The sequence below is a fragment of the Halomonas sp. LMYGS-3 genome, assembly GCF_059509875.1.
Window position 1 is genome coordinate 20,466 of the sequence record NZ_JCAKFQ010000031.1, and the last position, 16,054, is coordinate 36,519.

Annotated in this window: 13 protein-coding genes and 1 pseudogene; 4 read left to right on the forward strand and 10 right to left on the reverse strand. The window is 68.7% G+C overall.

Annotation, left to right across the window (positions count from 1 at the left end; all coding sequences use genetic code 11):
- The first annotated feature begins 156 nt into the window (after positions 1-156).
- Together AC5W54_RS19810 and katG are read left to right on the forward strand one after the other, a co-directional pair.
- Positions 157-1,095, forward strand: coding sequence for a LysR family transcriptional regulator (locus AC5W54_RS19810; protein WP_495963823.1), 939 nt, complete (start codon positions 157-159; stop codon positions 1,093-1,095).
- A gap of 227 nt (positions 1,096-1,322) precedes the next feature.
- Positions 1,323-3,497, forward strand: coding sequence for a catalase/peroxidase HPI (gene katG, locus AC5W54_RS19815; protein WP_495963824.1), 2,175 nt, complete (start codon positions 1,323-1,325; stop codon positions 3,495-3,497).
- A 161-nt stretch (positions 3,498-3,658) separates the two neighbouring features.
- Here the strand turns inward: katG and AC5W54_RS19820 are convergent, their stop codons facing one another.
- The 7 genes from AC5W54_RS19820 to AC5W54_RS19850 all read right to left on the reverse strand — a co-directional run bounded on the left by AC5W54_RS19820 (position 3,659) and on the right by AC5W54_RS19850 (position 11,427).
- Entirely contained in the window at positions 3,659-5,074 is a 1,416-nt protein-coding gene (locus tag AC5W54_RS19820; protein WP_495963825.1) for a dihydrolipoyl dehydrogenase, read from the reverse strand.
- Between the two features lie 18 nt (positions 5,075-5,092).
- Positions 5,093-5,341 (reverse strand): acyl carrier protein, encoded by a 249-nt coding sequence (locus tag AC5W54_RS19825; RefSeq protein ID WP_495963826.1) that lies wholly within the window; start codon positions 5,339-5,341, stop codon positions 5,093-5,095.
- Positions 5,338-6,558, reverse strand: coding sequence for a dihydrolipoamide acetyltransferase family protein (locus tag AC5W54_RS19830; protein WP_495963827.1), 1,221 nt, complete (start codon positions 6,556-6,558; stop codon positions 5,338-5,340). Before AC5W54_RS19830 ends, AC5W54_RS19825 begins: the two co-directional genes overlap by 4 nt.
- A complete protein-coding gene (gene pdhA, locus AC5W54_RS19835; protein ID WP_495963828.1) occupies positions 6,555-8,564 on the reverse strand; it encodes a pyruvate dehydrogenase (acetyl-transferring) E1 component subunit alpha in 2,010 nt (669 codons plus the stop codon). The genes AC5W54_RS19830 and pdhA overlap by 4 nt, the downstream gene beginning before the upstream one ends.
- On the reverse strand, positions 8,561-10,315 hold the full coding sequence (gene acsA / locus AC5W54_RS19840; protein WP_495963829.1) for an acetate--CoA ligase: 1,755 nt from the start codon (positions 10,313-10,315) through the stop codon (positions 8,561-8,563). Before acsA ends, pdhA begins: the two co-directional genes overlap by 4 nt.
- Positions 10,316-10,474: 159 nt before the next feature.
- Entirely contained in the window at positions 10,475-10,849 is a 375-nt protein-coding gene (locus tag AC5W54_RS19845) for a DnaJ family domain-containing protein (protein ID WP_495963830.1), read from the reverse strand.
- A 194-nt stretch (positions 10,850-11,043) separates the two neighbouring features.
- Positions 11,044-11,427 carry a kynureninase/PvdN C-terminal domain-containing protein gene (locus AC5W54_RS19850; RefSeq protein WP_495963831.1) on the reverse strand — a complete coding sequence of 128 codons (384 nt, stop codon included), beginning with the start codon at positions 11,425-11,427 and terminating at the stop codon, positions 11,044-11,046.
- Here AC5W54_RS19850 and AC5W54_RS19855 point away from each other — a divergent pair.
- Positions 11,389-12,387 (forward strand): annotated as a pseudogene (locus AC5W54_RS19855) (peroxidase family protein); the annotation flags it as partial. The gene AC5W54_RS19850 and the pseudogene AC5W54_RS19855 sit on opposite strands and share 39 nt — an antisense overlap.
- A gap of 74 nt (positions 12,388-12,461) precedes the next feature.
- Here AC5W54_RS19855 and AC5W54_RS19860 read toward each other — a convergent pair.
- The 3 genes from AC5W54_RS19860 to kynU are packed head-to-tail and all read right to left on the reverse strand — an operon-like array spanning position 12,462 to position 15,300.
- On the reverse strand, positions 12,462-13,853 hold the full coding sequence (locus AC5W54_RS19860) for a sodium-dependent transporter (RefSeq protein WP_495963832.1): 1,392 nt from the start codon (positions 13,851-13,853) through the stop codon (positions 12,462-12,464).
- A gap of 38 nt (positions 13,854-13,891) precedes the next feature.
- A complete protein-coding gene (locus AC5W54_RS19865) occupies positions 13,892-14,068 on the reverse strand; it encodes a hypothetical protein (protein ID WP_495963833.1) in 177 nt (58 codons plus the stop codon).
- Complete coding sequence (gene kynU, locus AC5W54_RS19870) at positions 14,068-15,300, reverse strand: kynureninase (protein ID WP_495963834.1); 1,233 nt, start codon at positions 15,298-15,300, stop codon at positions 14,068-14,070. The genes AC5W54_RS19865 and kynU overlap by 1 nt, the downstream gene beginning before the upstream one ends.
- A 137-nt stretch (positions 15,301-15,437) precedes the next feature.
- Here kynU and AC5W54_RS19875 point away from each other — a divergent pair, with 137 nt between their 5' ends.
- Positions 15,438-15,905: an Lrp/AsnC family transcriptional regulator gene (locus AC5W54_RS19875; protein WP_102627157.1), complete on the forward strand. Its 468-nt coding sequence runs from the start codon at positions 15,438-15,440 to the stop codon at positions 15,903-15,905.
- The last annotated feature ends 149 nt before the right edge of the window (positions 15,906-16,054 follow it).

Genomic DNA, 16,054 nt, shown 5'->3' on the forward strand with positions numbered 1-16,054 from the left:
TGTTCGACACTGGAAGTCGACATTCGACTTAATGTGCATGCTGGCACGAAGCCTGATGATATTGAGTCTATCCAGACGTAGGATGGCGTGACAACGGGCATCCGGGCACATTGCCTGTGCACCAATGCACAAAAGAGCGCCTCAAGGAGAACGACGATGCTGGACTGGCAGGACATCCAGATCTTCCTGGAAGTGGCGCGCAGCCAGCGCCTCACCGACGCCGCCCGGCGCCTGGGACTGGATCACTCCACCCTGTCGCGGCGCACCCGGCGCTTCGAGCAGACGCTCAACACCCAGCTCTTCGAGCGTAGCACCCACGGCTACCAGTTGACCGAGGCGGGCCAGCAACTGCTCGCCCACGCCGAGGAGATGGCCCGCCACGCCGTGGAGGCCGGCGAGAGCCTCACCGACCAGAACCACCGGATCGGCGGCCAGATCCGCCTGGGGGTGACCGAGGGCTTCGGCACCTGGGTGATCGCCCCGCTGCTCAGCGCCTTCTGCGAGCGTCACCCCGGGGTGACCCTGGACCTGCTGGCACTGCCCCGGGTGGTCAATCTGAGCCGCCACGAGGCGGACCTGGCCATCACCGTGGAGCGCCCGGTGAGCCCGGGCCTGGTGATCTCGCGGCTCTGCGACTACCGGCTGCGGCTCTACGGCAGCCGCGACTACCTGGCCCGCCACGGCACCCCGGCGCGGCTCGCCGACCTGGGCCGGCACCGGCTGATCGGCTATGTCGACGACCTGATCTTCAGCGAGCAGCTCAGCTACCTGGAGCCGCTGCTCGACCCGGCGGTGGTCGGCACCCCACCCCATTTCGCCATGCGCAGCACCAGCATCACCACCCAGCACACCGCCTGCCGCCACGGTGCGGGACTCGCCGTGCTGCCCTGCTTCATGGCGGAAACCACGGCAGAGCTGAGCAGGGTGCTCGATGACGAGGTGGTGATCGACCGCCAGTTCTGGATCACCGCCCGCCAGGAGCAGCGCCGCCTGGCCCGGGTGCGGCTGCTGTGGGACTTCCTGCGCGAGGCGCTCGACGCCAACCGTGCCTTCCTGATGGGTAGCACCGGGGCGCTGGCGTTGCCGACCCCCTGACGCCCTCGCCCCCCGAGTCTCGGGTCGATAAAGGCTGACTATCGAGTCGGTGGATATTCCCGCTTTGTGCTAATAGAAACCGGTGATTAGCTTATAAGGCAACGACGAGGAGCCCGACCGTCAAGCGCCCGTATGGGCATGGTTGATTTGGCTCATTGTCCCATCGGAGCGTCATCGTCTATACACAGGTGACAGTTCCCTCAACGCAGCCAAGCTTGGAGAGCGAGATGGGTGATCAGCAGAACGCAGGCAAGTGTCCAGTCATGCACGGTGGCCAGACCGCCACGGGCCGTTCCAACATGGACTGGTGGCCGGAAGCCCTGAACCTGGACATCCTCCATCAGCATGACCGCAAGTCCGACCCGATGGGCGAGGACTTCAACTATCGCGACGAGGTCAGGAAGCTCGACTTCGACGCGCTCAAGCAGGACCTCCACGACCTGATGACCGACAGTCAGGCCTGGTGGCCGGCCGACTGGGGCCACTACGGCGGCCTGATGATCCGCATGTCCTGGCACGCGGCCGGCACCTACCGCATCGCCGACGGCCGCGGCGGCGGCGGTACCGGCAACCAGCGCTTCGCGCCGATCAGTTCCTGGCCCGACAACGCCAGCCTGGACAAGGCGCGCCGCCTGCTGTGGCCGATCAAGAAGAAGTACGGCAACAAGCTGAGCTGGGCCGACCTGATCATCCTGGCCGGCAACGAGGCCTACGAATCCATGGGCCTGAAGACCTTCGGCTTCTCCTTCGGCCGCGAGGACATCTGGCACCCCGAGAAGGACATCTACTGGGGCGCCGAGAAGGAGTGGCTGGCCCCCTCCGACGGGCGCTACGGCAGCGTCGACAAGCCCGACACCCTGGAGAACCCCCTGGCCGCGGTGCAGATGGGGCTGATCTACGTCAACCCGGAAGGCGTGAATGGCCAGCCGGATCCGCTCAAGACCGCCGAGCAGGTGCGCGAGACCTTCAAGCGGATGGCGATGAACGACGAGGAGACCGCGGCCCTGACCGCCGGTGGCCATACCGTGGGCAAGACCCACGGCAACGGTGATGCCACCGCGCTGGGCCCGGAACCCGAGGCGGCCGACGTCGAGGAGCAGGGCCTGGGCTGGAAGAACCCCAGCATGCAGGGCAAGGCCGCCAATGCGGTGACCTCCGGCATCGAAGGGGCCTGGACCAAGTACCCGACGAAGTTCGACATGGGCTACTTCGACATGCTGCTCGACCACGAGTGGGAGCTGAAGAAGAGCCCCGCCGGCGCCAATCAGTGGGAGCCCGTCGACATCAAGGAGGAGGACAAGCCGGTCGATGCCAGCGACCCCTCCCTTCGCCACAATCCCATCATGACCGATGCGGACATGGCGATGAAGATGGACCCCAGCTATCGGAAGTACATGGAGGCGTTCCGCAAGGACCCGGGCTACTTCCAGGATGCCTTCGCGCGGGCCTGGTTCAAGCTGCTCCACCGCGACCTGGGCCCCAAGTCCCGCTACATCGGTCCGGAAGCTCCCAGGGAGGACCTGATCTGGCAGGATCCGGTACCGGCCGGCAGCACCGACTACTCCGTCGAGGCGGTCAAGCAACGGATCGCCGAGAGCGGCCTCTCCATCGCCGAGATGGTCAGCACCGCCTGGGACAGCGCGCGCACCTTCCGCGGTTCCGACTTGCGCGGCGGCGCCAACGGCGCCCGTATTCGCCTGGCCCCGCAGAAGGACTGGGAAGGCAACGAGCCGCAGCGCCTGGCCAAGGTGCTGAAGGTGTACGAGAAGATCGCCGCCGACAGCGGCGCCAGCCTGGCCGACGTGATCGTGCTCGGCGGCAGCGTGGGCATCGAGAAGGCCGCCAAGGCCGCCGGCCACGACATCCTGGTGCCCTTCGCCCCGGGCCGCGGCGATGCCACCGACGAGATGACCGACGCCGAGTCCTTCCAGTACCTGGAGCCTCTGGCCGATGGCTTTCGCAACTGGCAGAAGAAGGAGTACGTGGTCAAGCCGGAGGAGATGCTGCTCGACCGCGCCCAGCTGATGGGGCTGACTGCGCCGGAGATGACCGTGCTGATCGGCGGCATGCGCGTGCTGGGCACCAACCACGGTGGCACCAAGCACGGGGTGCTCACCGACCGTGAAGGTCAGCTGACCAACGACTTCTTCGTCAACCTGACCGACATGGGCAACACCTGGAAGCCCGCGGGTAACAACCACTACGAGATCCACGATCGCAACAGCGACCAGGTGAAGTGGACCGCCAGCCGCATCGACCTGGTGCTCGGTTCCAACTCCATCCTGCGCTCCTACGCCGAGGTCTATGCTCAGGACGACAACCAGGAGAAGTTCGTCAAGGACTTCGTCAAGGCCTGGACCAAGGTGATGAACGCCGACCGCTTCGACCTCGCTGCCGGATAGCCTGATCGATAGAGAGGAGCTGTAGACGCTCGGGCGCTACCGACTCACGGTGGCGCCCGAGCGTCTTTTTCTATCTGCACCAGGCATGCGGAAGTGTCGGGCCGCCTGCCAGAGACGTCCTCATGGCGGGCAAGGGGTCTGAAGCCGAACGCATCAGCCCCTCAGATACCCGCTAACGGGTCGTCGCGATGGCCGCACAGGGGCAGATCCGGCCGCCGCACCGCCTCCGGCAGCTGGCGACGCAGGTCCTGCAGGGCGGAGCGCAGGCCCTCCTCGAGTACCGGGTGGTAATAGGGCAGCAACAGGGCATCGACGACGTTGACGCCCTGCTGGATCAGCCAGGCCAGCTGATGCCCCAGGTGTTCGGCGCCGCTGACCGCCATCTCGCCCCCCAGCAGGCGCCCGTCGCGATCAGCGTAGACGCGCAGCGGGCCGCCGAGGTCATCCAGGATGATGGCCCGGCCCAGCTTGCCGAAGTCGCTGCTGCCGATCAGGGCGTCCTCGGGCAGTTCCTTGAAGGCCAGCCCGACCCGGGCGAGCTGCGGTTCGGTGAAGACGATGGCCAGGGGCGTGCGGCGCGTCAGGCACTCGGCATCGGGGTTCAGGGCGTGGTAGGCGACCAGGCGTCCCTCGTCTGCGGCCTCGTGCATCAGCGGGATCACCCCGTTGACGTCGCCGGCGAAGTAGACCGAGGTATTGCCGGCGCGCAGCCGCCGGGGGTCCAGCTCGGGCAGGCCCTGGCGGCCCAGCGCCAGCCCCAGTGCCTCCAGGTGAAGGTCCGACACGCGGGGCTTGCGCCCCATGGCGGCCAGCACCGCATCCACCGTGACACTCTCCCCGCCGAAGCGGATCCGCACACCATCACCGCTCGGCTCGGGCTCCACCGCCTGGCCGGTATGCAGCCGCATGGACTTCGAGAGTGCCGTCAGGGCCGCGGCGTTGACCTCGGGGTCGGTCAAGCCGCCCACCTGGTCGTCCAGGCCGAAGGCGTGCACCTCCACGCCCAGCATCGCCAGCGCCTGGCCGAGCTCGGTACCGAGGGCACCGAGCCCCACCACGGCGAGCCGTCGAGGCAGGCGCGTCAGCTCGAAGAGGCTGTCGCTGGTCAGCAGGCGATCACCCAGTACCCGCCACGGGCCGGGCACGATGGGCTCGCTGCCGGTGGCGACGATGATGGCATCGGCGCTGAGCCGCTCGCCCTCCAGGTCCAGGGTGTCGGGGCCGACGAAACGGGCCCGGGCCTTGAGGTAACGCTCTCCCAGTTTCTCCACGGCGGCTGTCGGACCAGCGGCGAAGCGGTCGCGCAGCCGGCGCACCTCCGCCAGGATGGCGGCATCGTCGATCTGGCCGGGCGGAGCGGCGACGAAGCCCTCCCGCGCGAGACGGCGGGCGCCATCCACGTCCCGGGCCAGCTTGAGCAGGGCCTTGGAAGGCATGCAGCCGACCCGGGCACAGGTGGTCCCCAGCGGGCCAGGATCCACCAGCAGGATATCGTCGGTGACGCCGGAGGCCTCCTTGAAGGCGCTGAGCCCGGCGGTGCCGGCGCCGAGGATCACGATGCGTGCATGGCGGGTCATTGGTCGCTCCTCTCCCGTTCAGCTCCCGGTCCGGGATTCCAGGTAGTCCAGCAGCGCCTGGAGGCTGTGCATCCGGGCGTAATCGCTCTCGGGAATATCGACGCCCAGGCGCTGGTGCAGGGCGGTCAGCAGGTTCAGGGCGTCCATGGAATCGAGGTCGTACTCGTCGCGCAGCCGGGCCCGGTCATCGAGGTGGGTGATGTCGATGTCCGGGGCGATGGCCGAGAGCTCCTCGAGCACGATGGCACGCAGTTGGTCTCTGTTCACAGCGCCTCCGGGTGTTGCAGTTGGGCATCGATCTCGTTGAGGAACAGGGCGCCCAGGTGACCGTCGCAGACGCGATGATCGGCGGCCAGGCTGACGTCCACCGCCGGACGGATCGCCAGCATCTCGTCCACCGCCAGGGGGCGCCGGCGCACGGAGCCGAAGCCGATCATCGCCACCTGAGGCGGATGGATGACCCCGTAGACGGTGTCCACGCCGCGCTCGCCCAGCGCCGTCACGGTGGCCGTGGCACTGCCGAGCTCGGAGGCCCGCAGGCCGCCGCCGCGGGCGCGCTGCACCAGGTCCTGGAGGCGGCTCATCAGCGCCGGCAGGGCCAGCGCCGCGGTATCCCGCAGTGCCGGGGCGATCAAGCCGCCGCCGCGCAGGTGGATGGCCATGCCCAGGTCGACGCGCTCGGCGGGGTGGAAGCCCTGGTCGTCATAATGGCCGTTGAGGTCCGGATAACGCACCAGCGCCCGGGCGGTCGCCTTCATGAACAGCGCGGCCATCAGCAGGCGGGCCTCGGGCGGCCGGTCGCGGTTGTAGTCGGCGAGCCAGCGCTCGGCGGCCTGCAGGTCGAGGCTGGTGGCCAGGTAGTAGTGGGGAATCTCGCGCTTGGCGCGGCTCATGGTCGCGGCGATGGCCTGGCGCATCTCGTCGCGATCGAAGCCACCGTCGCGCCGGCGTTCGGGCCGGGGCTCGCCGCCGGCGGCCCGTTCGAGATCGCGCAGCACGATGGCGCCACCGGGTCCGCTGCCGCTTAGGGTATCCAGCGCCACGCCGAGTTCGCGCGCCCGTCGGCGCACCGCCGGCGAGGCTCTGGTCGGGCCACCTTCCGGGACAGGCGCGGGGCCTGGTGCTGGTGGCGACACTGGGGTGGGGAGCGGCTCCGGGGATGGGAGCGGCTCCACGGCCGGCTCGGGGGGGGCCGCCTCGGTGGCGGCAGGCTCCGTCATGGCAGCGGGAGTCTCGGTAACCACGTGATCGCCGCTGCCGATGCGGGCCAGGGGGGTGCCCACCGGCACCGTGGTGTCCGGCGCCACGTAGCACGCCTCGACCACGCCGCTCTCGAACACCTCCACGTCGATCGCCCCCTTGGCGGTCTCCACCACGGCGATGACCTGGCCCTTCTCCACCCGGTCGCCCGGCGTGACCCGCCACTCGACCAGGGTGCCCGCCTCCATGTCGGCCCCCAGCGAGGGCATCAGGAAATCGCTCATGGCGCGGCCCCCATGGCCCGGCGGGCCGCCGCCAGGATGTCCGCAACCTGGGGCAGCGCGGCGTTCTCCAGGTGCCGCGCATAGGGAATGGGGATCTCGTCGGTGCAGACCCGCTCGATGGGCGCATCCAGCGTCCAGAAAGCCTGTTCGGCGAGGATCGCGGCGATCTCGCCGGCCAGGCTGCCGGTCTTCCAGCCCTCGTCGACGATCACGGCGCGATGGGTGCGGCCGACCGACGCGATCAGCGTTGCCGTGTCGAGCGGGCGCAGCACGCGCAGGTCCACCACCTCGGCCTCGATGCCCTCCTCGGCCAGGGCCTCGGCCGCCTCCAGGGTCTTGGGCAGGCTGCCGCCATAGGTGATCAGGCTGAGGTCGCCCCCCGGGCGACGGATGGCGGCACGCTCGATGTCCACGCCCTGCGGGCGCGGTTCCAGCCGGCCTTCGCGGTTGTAGAGCAGCACGTGCTCGAAGATCAGCACCGGGTTGGGGTCCTGCAGCGCCGCCCAGAGCATGTAGCGCGCATCCTCCAGGGTGCCGGGGGCCAGTACCTTGAGCCCCGGCACGTGGGCGTACCAGTTCTCCAGGCTGTGGGAGTGCTGGGCGGCCACCTGGCGGCCGGCGCCGGTGGCCATGCGGATCACCAGGGGGACGGAAAACTCGCCGCCGGACATGTGTAGCAGGGTGGCCGCGGCGTTGACGATCTGGTCCATGGCCAGCAGGCTGAAATTCACCGTCATGATCTCGACGATGGGCCGCGCCTCGCCGAGCGCCGCGCCGATGCCGGCGCCGGTGAAGCCATTCTCCGACAGCGGGGTGTCGCGGATGCGCGCGGGGCCGAAGCGCTCCAGCAGGCCGCGGCTGACCGCGTAGCAGCCGCCATAGTGGCCGATGTCCTCGCCCATCAGGAAGACGCGCTCGTCGTGCTCCAGGGCCTCGATCAGGCCGAGCCGGATGGCCTCGCGGTAGCTGAGCTCCACGGGATCGGACTCGGCGGCGGGCGGCGGTGGCGGCGCGGCGCTCGCCTCTCGAGTGACATGCTCGAACCGGCTGGCCTCGGGCTCCCACTCCGCCGCCTCGGCGTAGGCCACGGCACGCTCGATCTCTGCGGCAATCTCGCCCTCCATGGCCTCCAGCTCGCCCTCGTGCAGGAGTCCCGAGTGCTGCATCCACTGCGACAGGCGCAGGATGGGGTCGCGCTGTTTCCACTCCTCCACCTCGGCCTTGTCCCGGTAGAGTTCCGGGTCGAACATCGAGTGGGCGCGGAAGCGGTAGGTGCGACACTCCAGGAAGCGCGGCCCGTCGCCGGCGCGCAGCGCCTCCAGCAGCCGCGCGCTGGCGGCCTCCACCCGGGCGATGTCCATGCCGTCGACGCTCTCGGCGGGCACGCCCAGCGCCTCGGCCTTGCGGTGGAGCTCCGTCTGGGCATGGGAATAACGCAGTGCCGTGCCCATGGCGTAGAGGTTGTTCTCGCAGACGAAGAGCACCGGCAGCCCCCACAGGGCGGCCAGGTTGAGGCTCTCGTGGAAGGCGCCCTCCGCCGCGGCGCCGTCGCCGAAGAAGCAGACGGTGACCCGGCGGCGCCCGGCGAGCTTGTCCGCCAGGGCCAGGCCGACCGCCAGCGGCAGGCCGCCGCCGACGATGGCGTTGCCGCCGACGAAGCGGGCGGCGGCGTCGAAGAGGTGCATGGAGCCGCCGCGCCCCCTGCTGCAGCCGGCTGCCTTGCCGTACATCTCGGCCATCACCCGCTCCATGGGGATGCGGTTGAGCAGCGCATGGCCGTGCTCCCGGTAGGTGGAGACCACGGCATCGTCGGGTTTCAGCCCGTGCATCACCCCGGTGCCCACGGCCTCTTCGCCGATATAGACATGCAGGAAGCCGCGGATCTTCTCCTGGGTGTAGAGCTCCACGCAGCGCTCCTCGAAGCGGCGGATGCGCAGCATCTGGTGCAGCAGGTCGTGCAGGTGCGCCCGGGACAGGCGCGGCTTGTCGGTCGAGGGCATGGTCATTCGTGGCCTCCTTCCAGCGTCGAGGTGTCGCCTTCCGGCAGCCCCAGCTCCCGGGCGCGCAACAGGCGACGCATGATCTTGCCGCTGCGCGTGGTGGGCAGCCGGTCGCGGAACTCCACCTGGCGGGGGGCCACGGCCGGGCCGAGACGCTTGCGCGCCAGCCCCAGGATCGCCTTGCGCAGCGCCTCGCCGGGCGCATGGCCCGGCTTGAGCGCCACGAAGGCCTTGACCGTCTCGCCGGCGACCTCGTCGGGGATGCCGATCACCCCGGCCTCGGCCACCGCGGGGTGCTCCATCAGCACGCTCTCCACCTCGAAGGGGCCGATCAGGTGCCCGGAGGACTTGATCACGTCGTCGGCGCGGCCGATGAACCAGAAGTAGCCCTCGGCGTCGCGGCGGGCCAGGTCGCCGGTGAGGTACCAGGCCCCGGCGAAGCACTGGCGGTAGCGCACCTCCTCGTGGAGGTAGCCGCGAAACATCGAGGGCCAGGGGGTCTTGAGCACCAGCTCGCCGGTCTCGTCCGGGTCCTCGATCAGCTCGATGCCGTCGGCCGTGCGCCGCGCCACGGCCGCCTCGATACCCGGCACGGGGCGCCCCATGGAACCTGGCTTGATCGGCATGCTGGCGAAGTTGGCGATCATGATTCCCCCGGTCTCGGTCTGCCACCAGTTGTCGTGGAACGGCAGCCCCAGGGTCTCCCGCCCCCAGTGGACGGCTTCCGGATTGAGCGGCTCGCCTACGCTTGCCAGGAAGCGCAGGCTCGAGAGGTCGTGCCGGTGGGCCAGCTCCGGCCCGGCCTTCATCAGCATGCGGATGGCCGTGGGCGCGGTGTACCAGACCGCCACCTGCTGGTCCTGGAGGATGCGGTACCAGCGCTCGGCATCGAACTCCTCCTCGTCCACCACCAGGGTCACGCCGTTGGTGAGCGGCGCGATGATGCCGTAGGAGGTGCCGGTGACCCAGCCGGGATCGGCGGTGCACCAGTAGATGTCCCCCGGATGCAGGTCCAGGGCGTACTGACCGGTGATGTGGTGGGCGACCACGGCCTCGTGGACATGGATGGCGCCCTTGGGCCGGCCCGTCGTGCCACTGGTGAAGTGCAGCAGCGCCGGGTCCTCCGCGGCCATGGGGCGGGTCAGGTAGTCCGGCGACTGGTCGCGCAGGGCCCGGTCCACCACCAGGGTCCCCGGCGGGGCCTCCTCCACCTCGCCGATCAGCAGCACCTGCTTCACCGAGGGCATCTCGTGGAGCCAGTCGGCCAGCTTGCGGCGATACAGACGCTCGGTGGTGACGATGGCCACGGGCGCGCCGATCTCCACCCGCGATCGGATCGGCTCCGGCCCGAAGGCGGAGAACAGCGGCGTGAAGACGCCGCCATGCTTCAGCGTGCCCAGGGCGGCGGCGTAGAGGTCGGGGATGCGGTGGGAGATGCCGTAGACGCCGTCGCCAGGCTTGAGTCCCAGCGCCGCCAGCAGATTGGCGAAGCGGTTGGTCCGCGCGGTGAGCTCCCGGTAACTGATGTCGACGGGATCGCCCTCACGGGGCAGGAAGCGGATGGCGGTCCGTTCCGCGGTAGGTGAGCCGAGGTGGCGGTCCAGGGCCGCATGGGCGATGTTGATGCCGCCGCCGGGCATGGCAGGCAGCCAGGTTCGGGCTTCGCGCCAGTTGAATGACGTCCGCGCGGCGTCATAATCGGGCAGGGTCGGGGACAGGGCGTCTCTGGCTTGCCTATCCAGGTCTAGCGGGCACATCGGACCTCTCCTCCTGCCCCCATGTCGGGGAGCGCGACGGCAGCCATGGAAGAAGCGTAGTGCGCTTGACCGGATCCTCACCTTGATGGCGGTCAAGAGATCTCGTCTTGGCGGGTAGGCAACGTCCTGTCATGCGAATCCGGCCCGCTACCGAACGCGTCAGTCCTCCTGGTCCAACCGGCGGATCAGCCTGTCCCGGTACTCGCCCCGCTCCAGCAACAAGCTCGGTTCCCGCCCTTGGATCCGCAACCGGCTGCGCAACAGGTTGAGCCTGGCGCAAGCCCGTTTCCGCTCCTCGCCATGGTCAAGGCGCGCAATCAGGCTCTCCACCTCGCGAACCTCGCGCACCAATTCCAGTTCCGGCGGCAGGAAGCCGGCGTTCTTGAGTAATCGATAGCCGGCCCGCAACTCCGGCGGGACCATGCTGTCGTCATCCAGCCGCAGCGGCTGGCCACGTCCCGGCAGGTGATCCAGGGCCCCGCTGTCGAGCGCCTGCTGGATATGGGCTTCCGCCAGTTGATCGATCAGGGGCATGTCCTTCCCTCCCACGCGGGTGGCCTTGAGTCCTCATCTGCCCCTTAGCCTATCCCAGCCGGCCGCCTCACATCAGGCCCAAGGACACCTCGATCAGGCGACCCCCGGCGAGGGTCTCCATCAGGTGGGCACCGGGCACGCTCGAGACCTCAATGCTCTCGAGGTGTGCTCCCCAGCGACAGCATGCGCGGCCTTCAGGTCACCTCCGAGCGCACCTGGAAGCGCGGCTCCAGGTACTCGCGGTGCTCCACCACCTCGCGGAAGTGGCGCGCCGCCTGCCAGACGTCCTCGTAGCTGAGGTAGAGGGGTGTGAAGCCGAAGCGCATCAGTCCCGGCTCGCGATAGTCGCCGATCACGCCGCGGGCGATCAGCGCCTGGACGATGGCATAGCCGTGTCCCGGGGCGAGGGAAGAGCCGTGATCCGGGGCGAGGGAAGAGCCGTGATCCGGGGCGATCAGCGCCACCTGGCTGCCGCGCTCCGCCGGCGGCGGGGTGGTATCGGCGATGCCCTCGGCCGCGAGCAGGTCGGCCAGGCAATCGCGGACGCCATTGCCCGCGCCTGGTTCAAGCTGCTGCATTGCGACATGGGGCCCAAGGCCCGCTACCTCGGCCCCGAGGTGCCGGAGGAAGATCTCATCTGGCAGGACCCGGTGCCGCCTGTCGATCATGAGCTGATCGATGACAAGGACATCGCCGCGCTCAAGCAGCAGATCCTGGACGCCGGCCTGTCCACCTCGGAGTTGGTCAAGACCGCCTGGGGGGCCGCCACCACCTTCCGCGGCTCCGATAACCGCGGCGGCGCCAATGGCGCGCGTATCCGCCTGGCCCCGCAGAAGGACTGGGAAGCGCACGAGCCGACCCAACTGAAGAAGGTGCTCGACACGCTGGAGAAGGTCCACAAGGCCTTCAATGACGCCCAGTCCGGCAACAAGAAGGTGTCACTCGCCCGCCTGATCGTGCTCGGTGGCAATGCCGCCATCGAACAGGCTGCGAAGCAGGCCGGACACGACATCGAGGTGCCCTTCCACCCGGGTCGCACCGACGCCACGGAAGAGCAGACGCATGCGGAGTCCTTCGAGTACCTCGAGCCGATCGCCGACGGTTTCCGCAACTACCTCAAGCAGCGCTACACCGTCCCGGCCGAGGAACTGCTGTTGGACCGGGCACAGCTTCTCAAGCTGACCGCACCCGAGATGACGGTACTCGTCGGCGGTATGCGCGTGCTGGGCACCAACCACGGTGGCACCAAGCACGAGGTGCTCACCGACCGTGAAGGTCAGCTGACCAACGACTTCTTCGTCAACCTGCTCGACATGGACACCGTGTGGAAGCCGACCACGGCCGATGACGACGTGCTCGAGGGTCGTGATCGCAGGACCGGTGAGGTGAAGTGGACCGGAACCCGGGTGGACCTGATCTTCGGGGCCAACTCCCAGCTCCGTGCCCTGGCGGAGGTCTATGCCCAGGACGACGCCCAGGAGAAGTTCGTCAAGGCCTGGACCAAGGTGATGAACGCCGACCGCTTCGACCTGGCCTAAGGTCAGTCGGAAGCCACGGCGCCCTCCCCCTGGAAAGACAGCCGCGCCCGAAGGGGCGCGACTTTCTTTTCGGCTCAGGCGCGCAGCATCACCACCAGGACCAGCAGCGGGCAGATCACGCGGATATACCAGGGCCAGATCTTCCAGAACAGGGTGTGCTCGATCTCCGGCGCCCCCTGGCGCAGCTCCCGGAGCTTGGCGTTGCGGGACAGCAGCCAGCCCACATAGAGGCAGACCAGGGCCCCCACCAGCGGCATGCTGTAGCTGATGGTCAGGGTGATGGCCCAGTCAAACAGCGGCTCGAAGTAGGCCAGGATCAGGCTGGCGATGGCGAAGGTCACCCCCGCCATCAGCCAGGTGGCCGGGCGCCGGCGGATCATGTCGGTCTCCTCCAGGGTGGAGACCGGCACCTCCAGCACCGGGAACATGGAGGTCAGGGCGGCGATGGCCAGCAGCACGAAGAAGATCAATTCCAGGCCCAGCCCCAGCGACCCCATGGCCTCGAACAGGGCGGGCATTACCATGAACAGCAGGGTCGCCGAGCTCTGCAGCTCGCCGGCCTCGTTGAACACCTCCACCCCCAGGCCATGGGCCACGAACATGGCCGGAATGATCAGCAGGCCGGCGACGAAGGCCACGCCCATATCGATCAGCATCACCTGGGCGCCGACCCTGGGCAGGTTGGCCTTGCGGCTCAGGTAGGAGCCGTAGACCACCATGGCGCCGACGCCGATGGAGAGCGAGAAGAAGGCCTGGCCCATGGCATCCAGCAGCAGCTGCCCATCGATCCGCGACAGGTCGGGTACCAGGTAGGTCTTCACCCCCTCACCGGCGCCGGGGAAGCTCAGCATCACCACGATCAGCACCAGCATCATCACCAGCAGCAGCGGCATCAGCCGCTTGGTCCAGCGCTCGATGCCCTGGTTCACCCCGGCCAGCACCACCGCCGCAGTGATCAACATGGCCACCAGGGTCAGGCTCCAGTCGCGCCAGAAGCTCCCCTCGGCGAGCCAGGCTGCGGCCCCATCGAGGCCCAGCAGCCGGGCCAGGGCCAACAGGGCATGGCCCACCAGCCAGCCGGTGACGATGGCGTAGAAGGCCTGTCCCAGGCAGGCGGCCGCGAGCGCCAGGCCCCCGACGCCCTGGCCGAGGCACCGCGGCAGGCCGCGCCCGCCCACCTGCCCCATGGCATTGATGATGCCGCTCTGGGCATAGCGCCCCAGGGTCAGCTCCGCCATCAGCGCCGGATAGGCGAGGATAAAGGCCATCACCACATAGACCAGCAAGAAGGCCCCGCCGCCGTTGTTGGCGGCCATGGAGGGAAAGCTCCACACATTGCCCAGGCCCACCGCCGCGCCGGCGGCGGCCATCAGGAAGCCGAAACGGCTGGAGAACTGGGCGCGTCCCAGCGCCTTGCCCGCAGGGATTGCCTCGCCTGAGGCGCTCTTGGCTTGCGATATTGTCATTGGAGTGTACTCACCCGGTCGTGCTGTGGATGGCGGACTCAGCGGGTCGGCTCGCCGAGTCGTTCGAGAATGTCGAAGTGGTCGCAATCGGGAAGCGACCGGAGGTCGGCCGAGACCCCGGCCACCCGGGCCCGGGCATGCAGCGCCTCGCCCTGTTCCCGGAAGGCCGGCGAAAAGGCGTGCTCGCGTTCGGCCCGATCCCCGAAGGGCTCCATCAGGTGACCTCCGAACGCACCTTGAAGCGAGCCTCCAGGTACTCGCGGTTTTCTACCACCTCGCGGAAGTGGCGGGCCGCCTGCCAGACGTCCTCGTAGCTCAGGTAGAGCGGCGTGAAGCCGAAGCGCATCAAGCCCGGCTCCCGGTAGTCGCCGATCACGCCGCGGGCGATCAGCGCCTGGACGATGGCATAGCCGTGCTCGCGCTCGATCAGCGCCACCTGGCTGCCGCGCTCCTCCACCGCCGGGGTGATGTCATCGATGCCGTGAGCCTCGACCACATCGGCCAGGCAGTCGCGGAACAGCTCGGTCATGCGCAGGCTCTTGTCGCGCAGTGCCGCCATGTCGACCTCCCGCCACAACCTTAGCGAGGCCTCCAGGGGGGCATAGCTCAGCGCCGAGTGGGTGCCGGTGCGGAAGCGGGTGATGCCCGGCGCTGGGGCGTAGTCGGCGTCGAAGGCGAAGGGGGCGGCATGGCCGTGCCAGCCGGAGAGCGGCTGCCAGCCGCCCCCCTGGTGGTCACGATGGACGTACAGGAAGGCCGGGGCCCCGGGGCCGCCGTTGAGGTACTTGTAGGTGCAGCCCACCGCATAGCGGGCGCCACTGCCATGCAGGTCCACCGGCAGGGCGCCGGCGGTGTGGGCCAGGTCCCAGACGATCTCGGCACCATGCTCGTGCACCAGCTCTGTGGTGGCGACCATGTCCCGCAGGCGCCCGGTGCGGTAGTTGACCTGGCTGAGCACCACCGCCGCCACCCCATCATCGAGGTGGTCGGCGAGCTCGGCGCCCTCCGGCAGCACCCGGTGCTCCAGGCCGGCGAAGCGGCACAGGCCCTGGGAGATATAGCCATCGGTGGGGAAGTTGCCGCCCTCGCTGAGGATCACCGGGCGCACCCGGCCCCGGGACTCGGTGATATAGCCCAGCAGCTTGAAGAGATTGAGGGTGATGTTGTCGGTGACGATCACCTCCCCCAACCCCGCCCCGATCAGCGGCGCCAGCAGGTTACCCAGGCGTTCCGGGGCATCGAACCAGCCCTGGTTCCAGCCCTTGATCAGCTCGTCCCGCCATTGATCGCGGGTGGTGGCCAGCGCCTCCCGGGCGGCCAGGGGCTGGGCCCCGAGGGAGTTGCCGTCCAGGTAGAGCACGCCCTCGGGCAGGGCGAAGCGGGCCTTGAAATGGGCCAGGGTATCGCGGCGATCGAGTTCGCGCACGGCGTCGAGGGTCACGGGCATGGAGTACCTCCGGAGAAGATGGGCAGCGACTGCATGACCATGATTCTAGGAGGCCCGGCGCGGGATGGGATTGCGTTGTCTGGCGGGATTCCGGCCAATGGTGCAAGATAATTGCGAAATCATAAGGATTCGTGCAAATGATCAACATCGACCGCTTCGACAGCAGGATCCTGCGAGCCCTGCAGCGGGACGCACGCCTGACCCTGGGCGCCCTGGCGGAGGCCGTCAGTCTCTCCCCCAGCCAGTGCTCCCGGCGCATCGCCCGGCTCGAGAAGGAGGGCATCATCGAGGGCCATGCCCTGCGCCTGAACCCCGAGGCCCTGGGGCTCAAGGTCACCGCCTTCATCTTTCTCTCGGTGGACAAGGGGCGCATGGCCGCGCCCCGGGAGGCGGTCGCCGAGCTGCTGGCCCGGGACGAGGTGATCGACTGCCATACCGTCACCGGCAGCCACGACTTCATCCTGCGGGTGGTGGTGGCGGATCTCGCCGAGCTCTCCCGCTTCCTCTCCACCACCATCAGCCCCATGGCGGGCATCCGCGATATTGCCACCCAGGTGGCCATGGATACCCTCAAGGTCAATGGCCCGCTGAGGGTGACCCCCTGAAGGCCCGGGTCGAGGGATCGGGCTCCTGGTATGGATTGACCTGTCAAGGGCTCGGTTGTCTCTGGTGCATGCGGTTGTCCTCAATGCCTACGGGTCAGGGAGCGAAGGGCTATCAGCGACGGTGGATCTCTCTGGTATTCGTGGGTTGG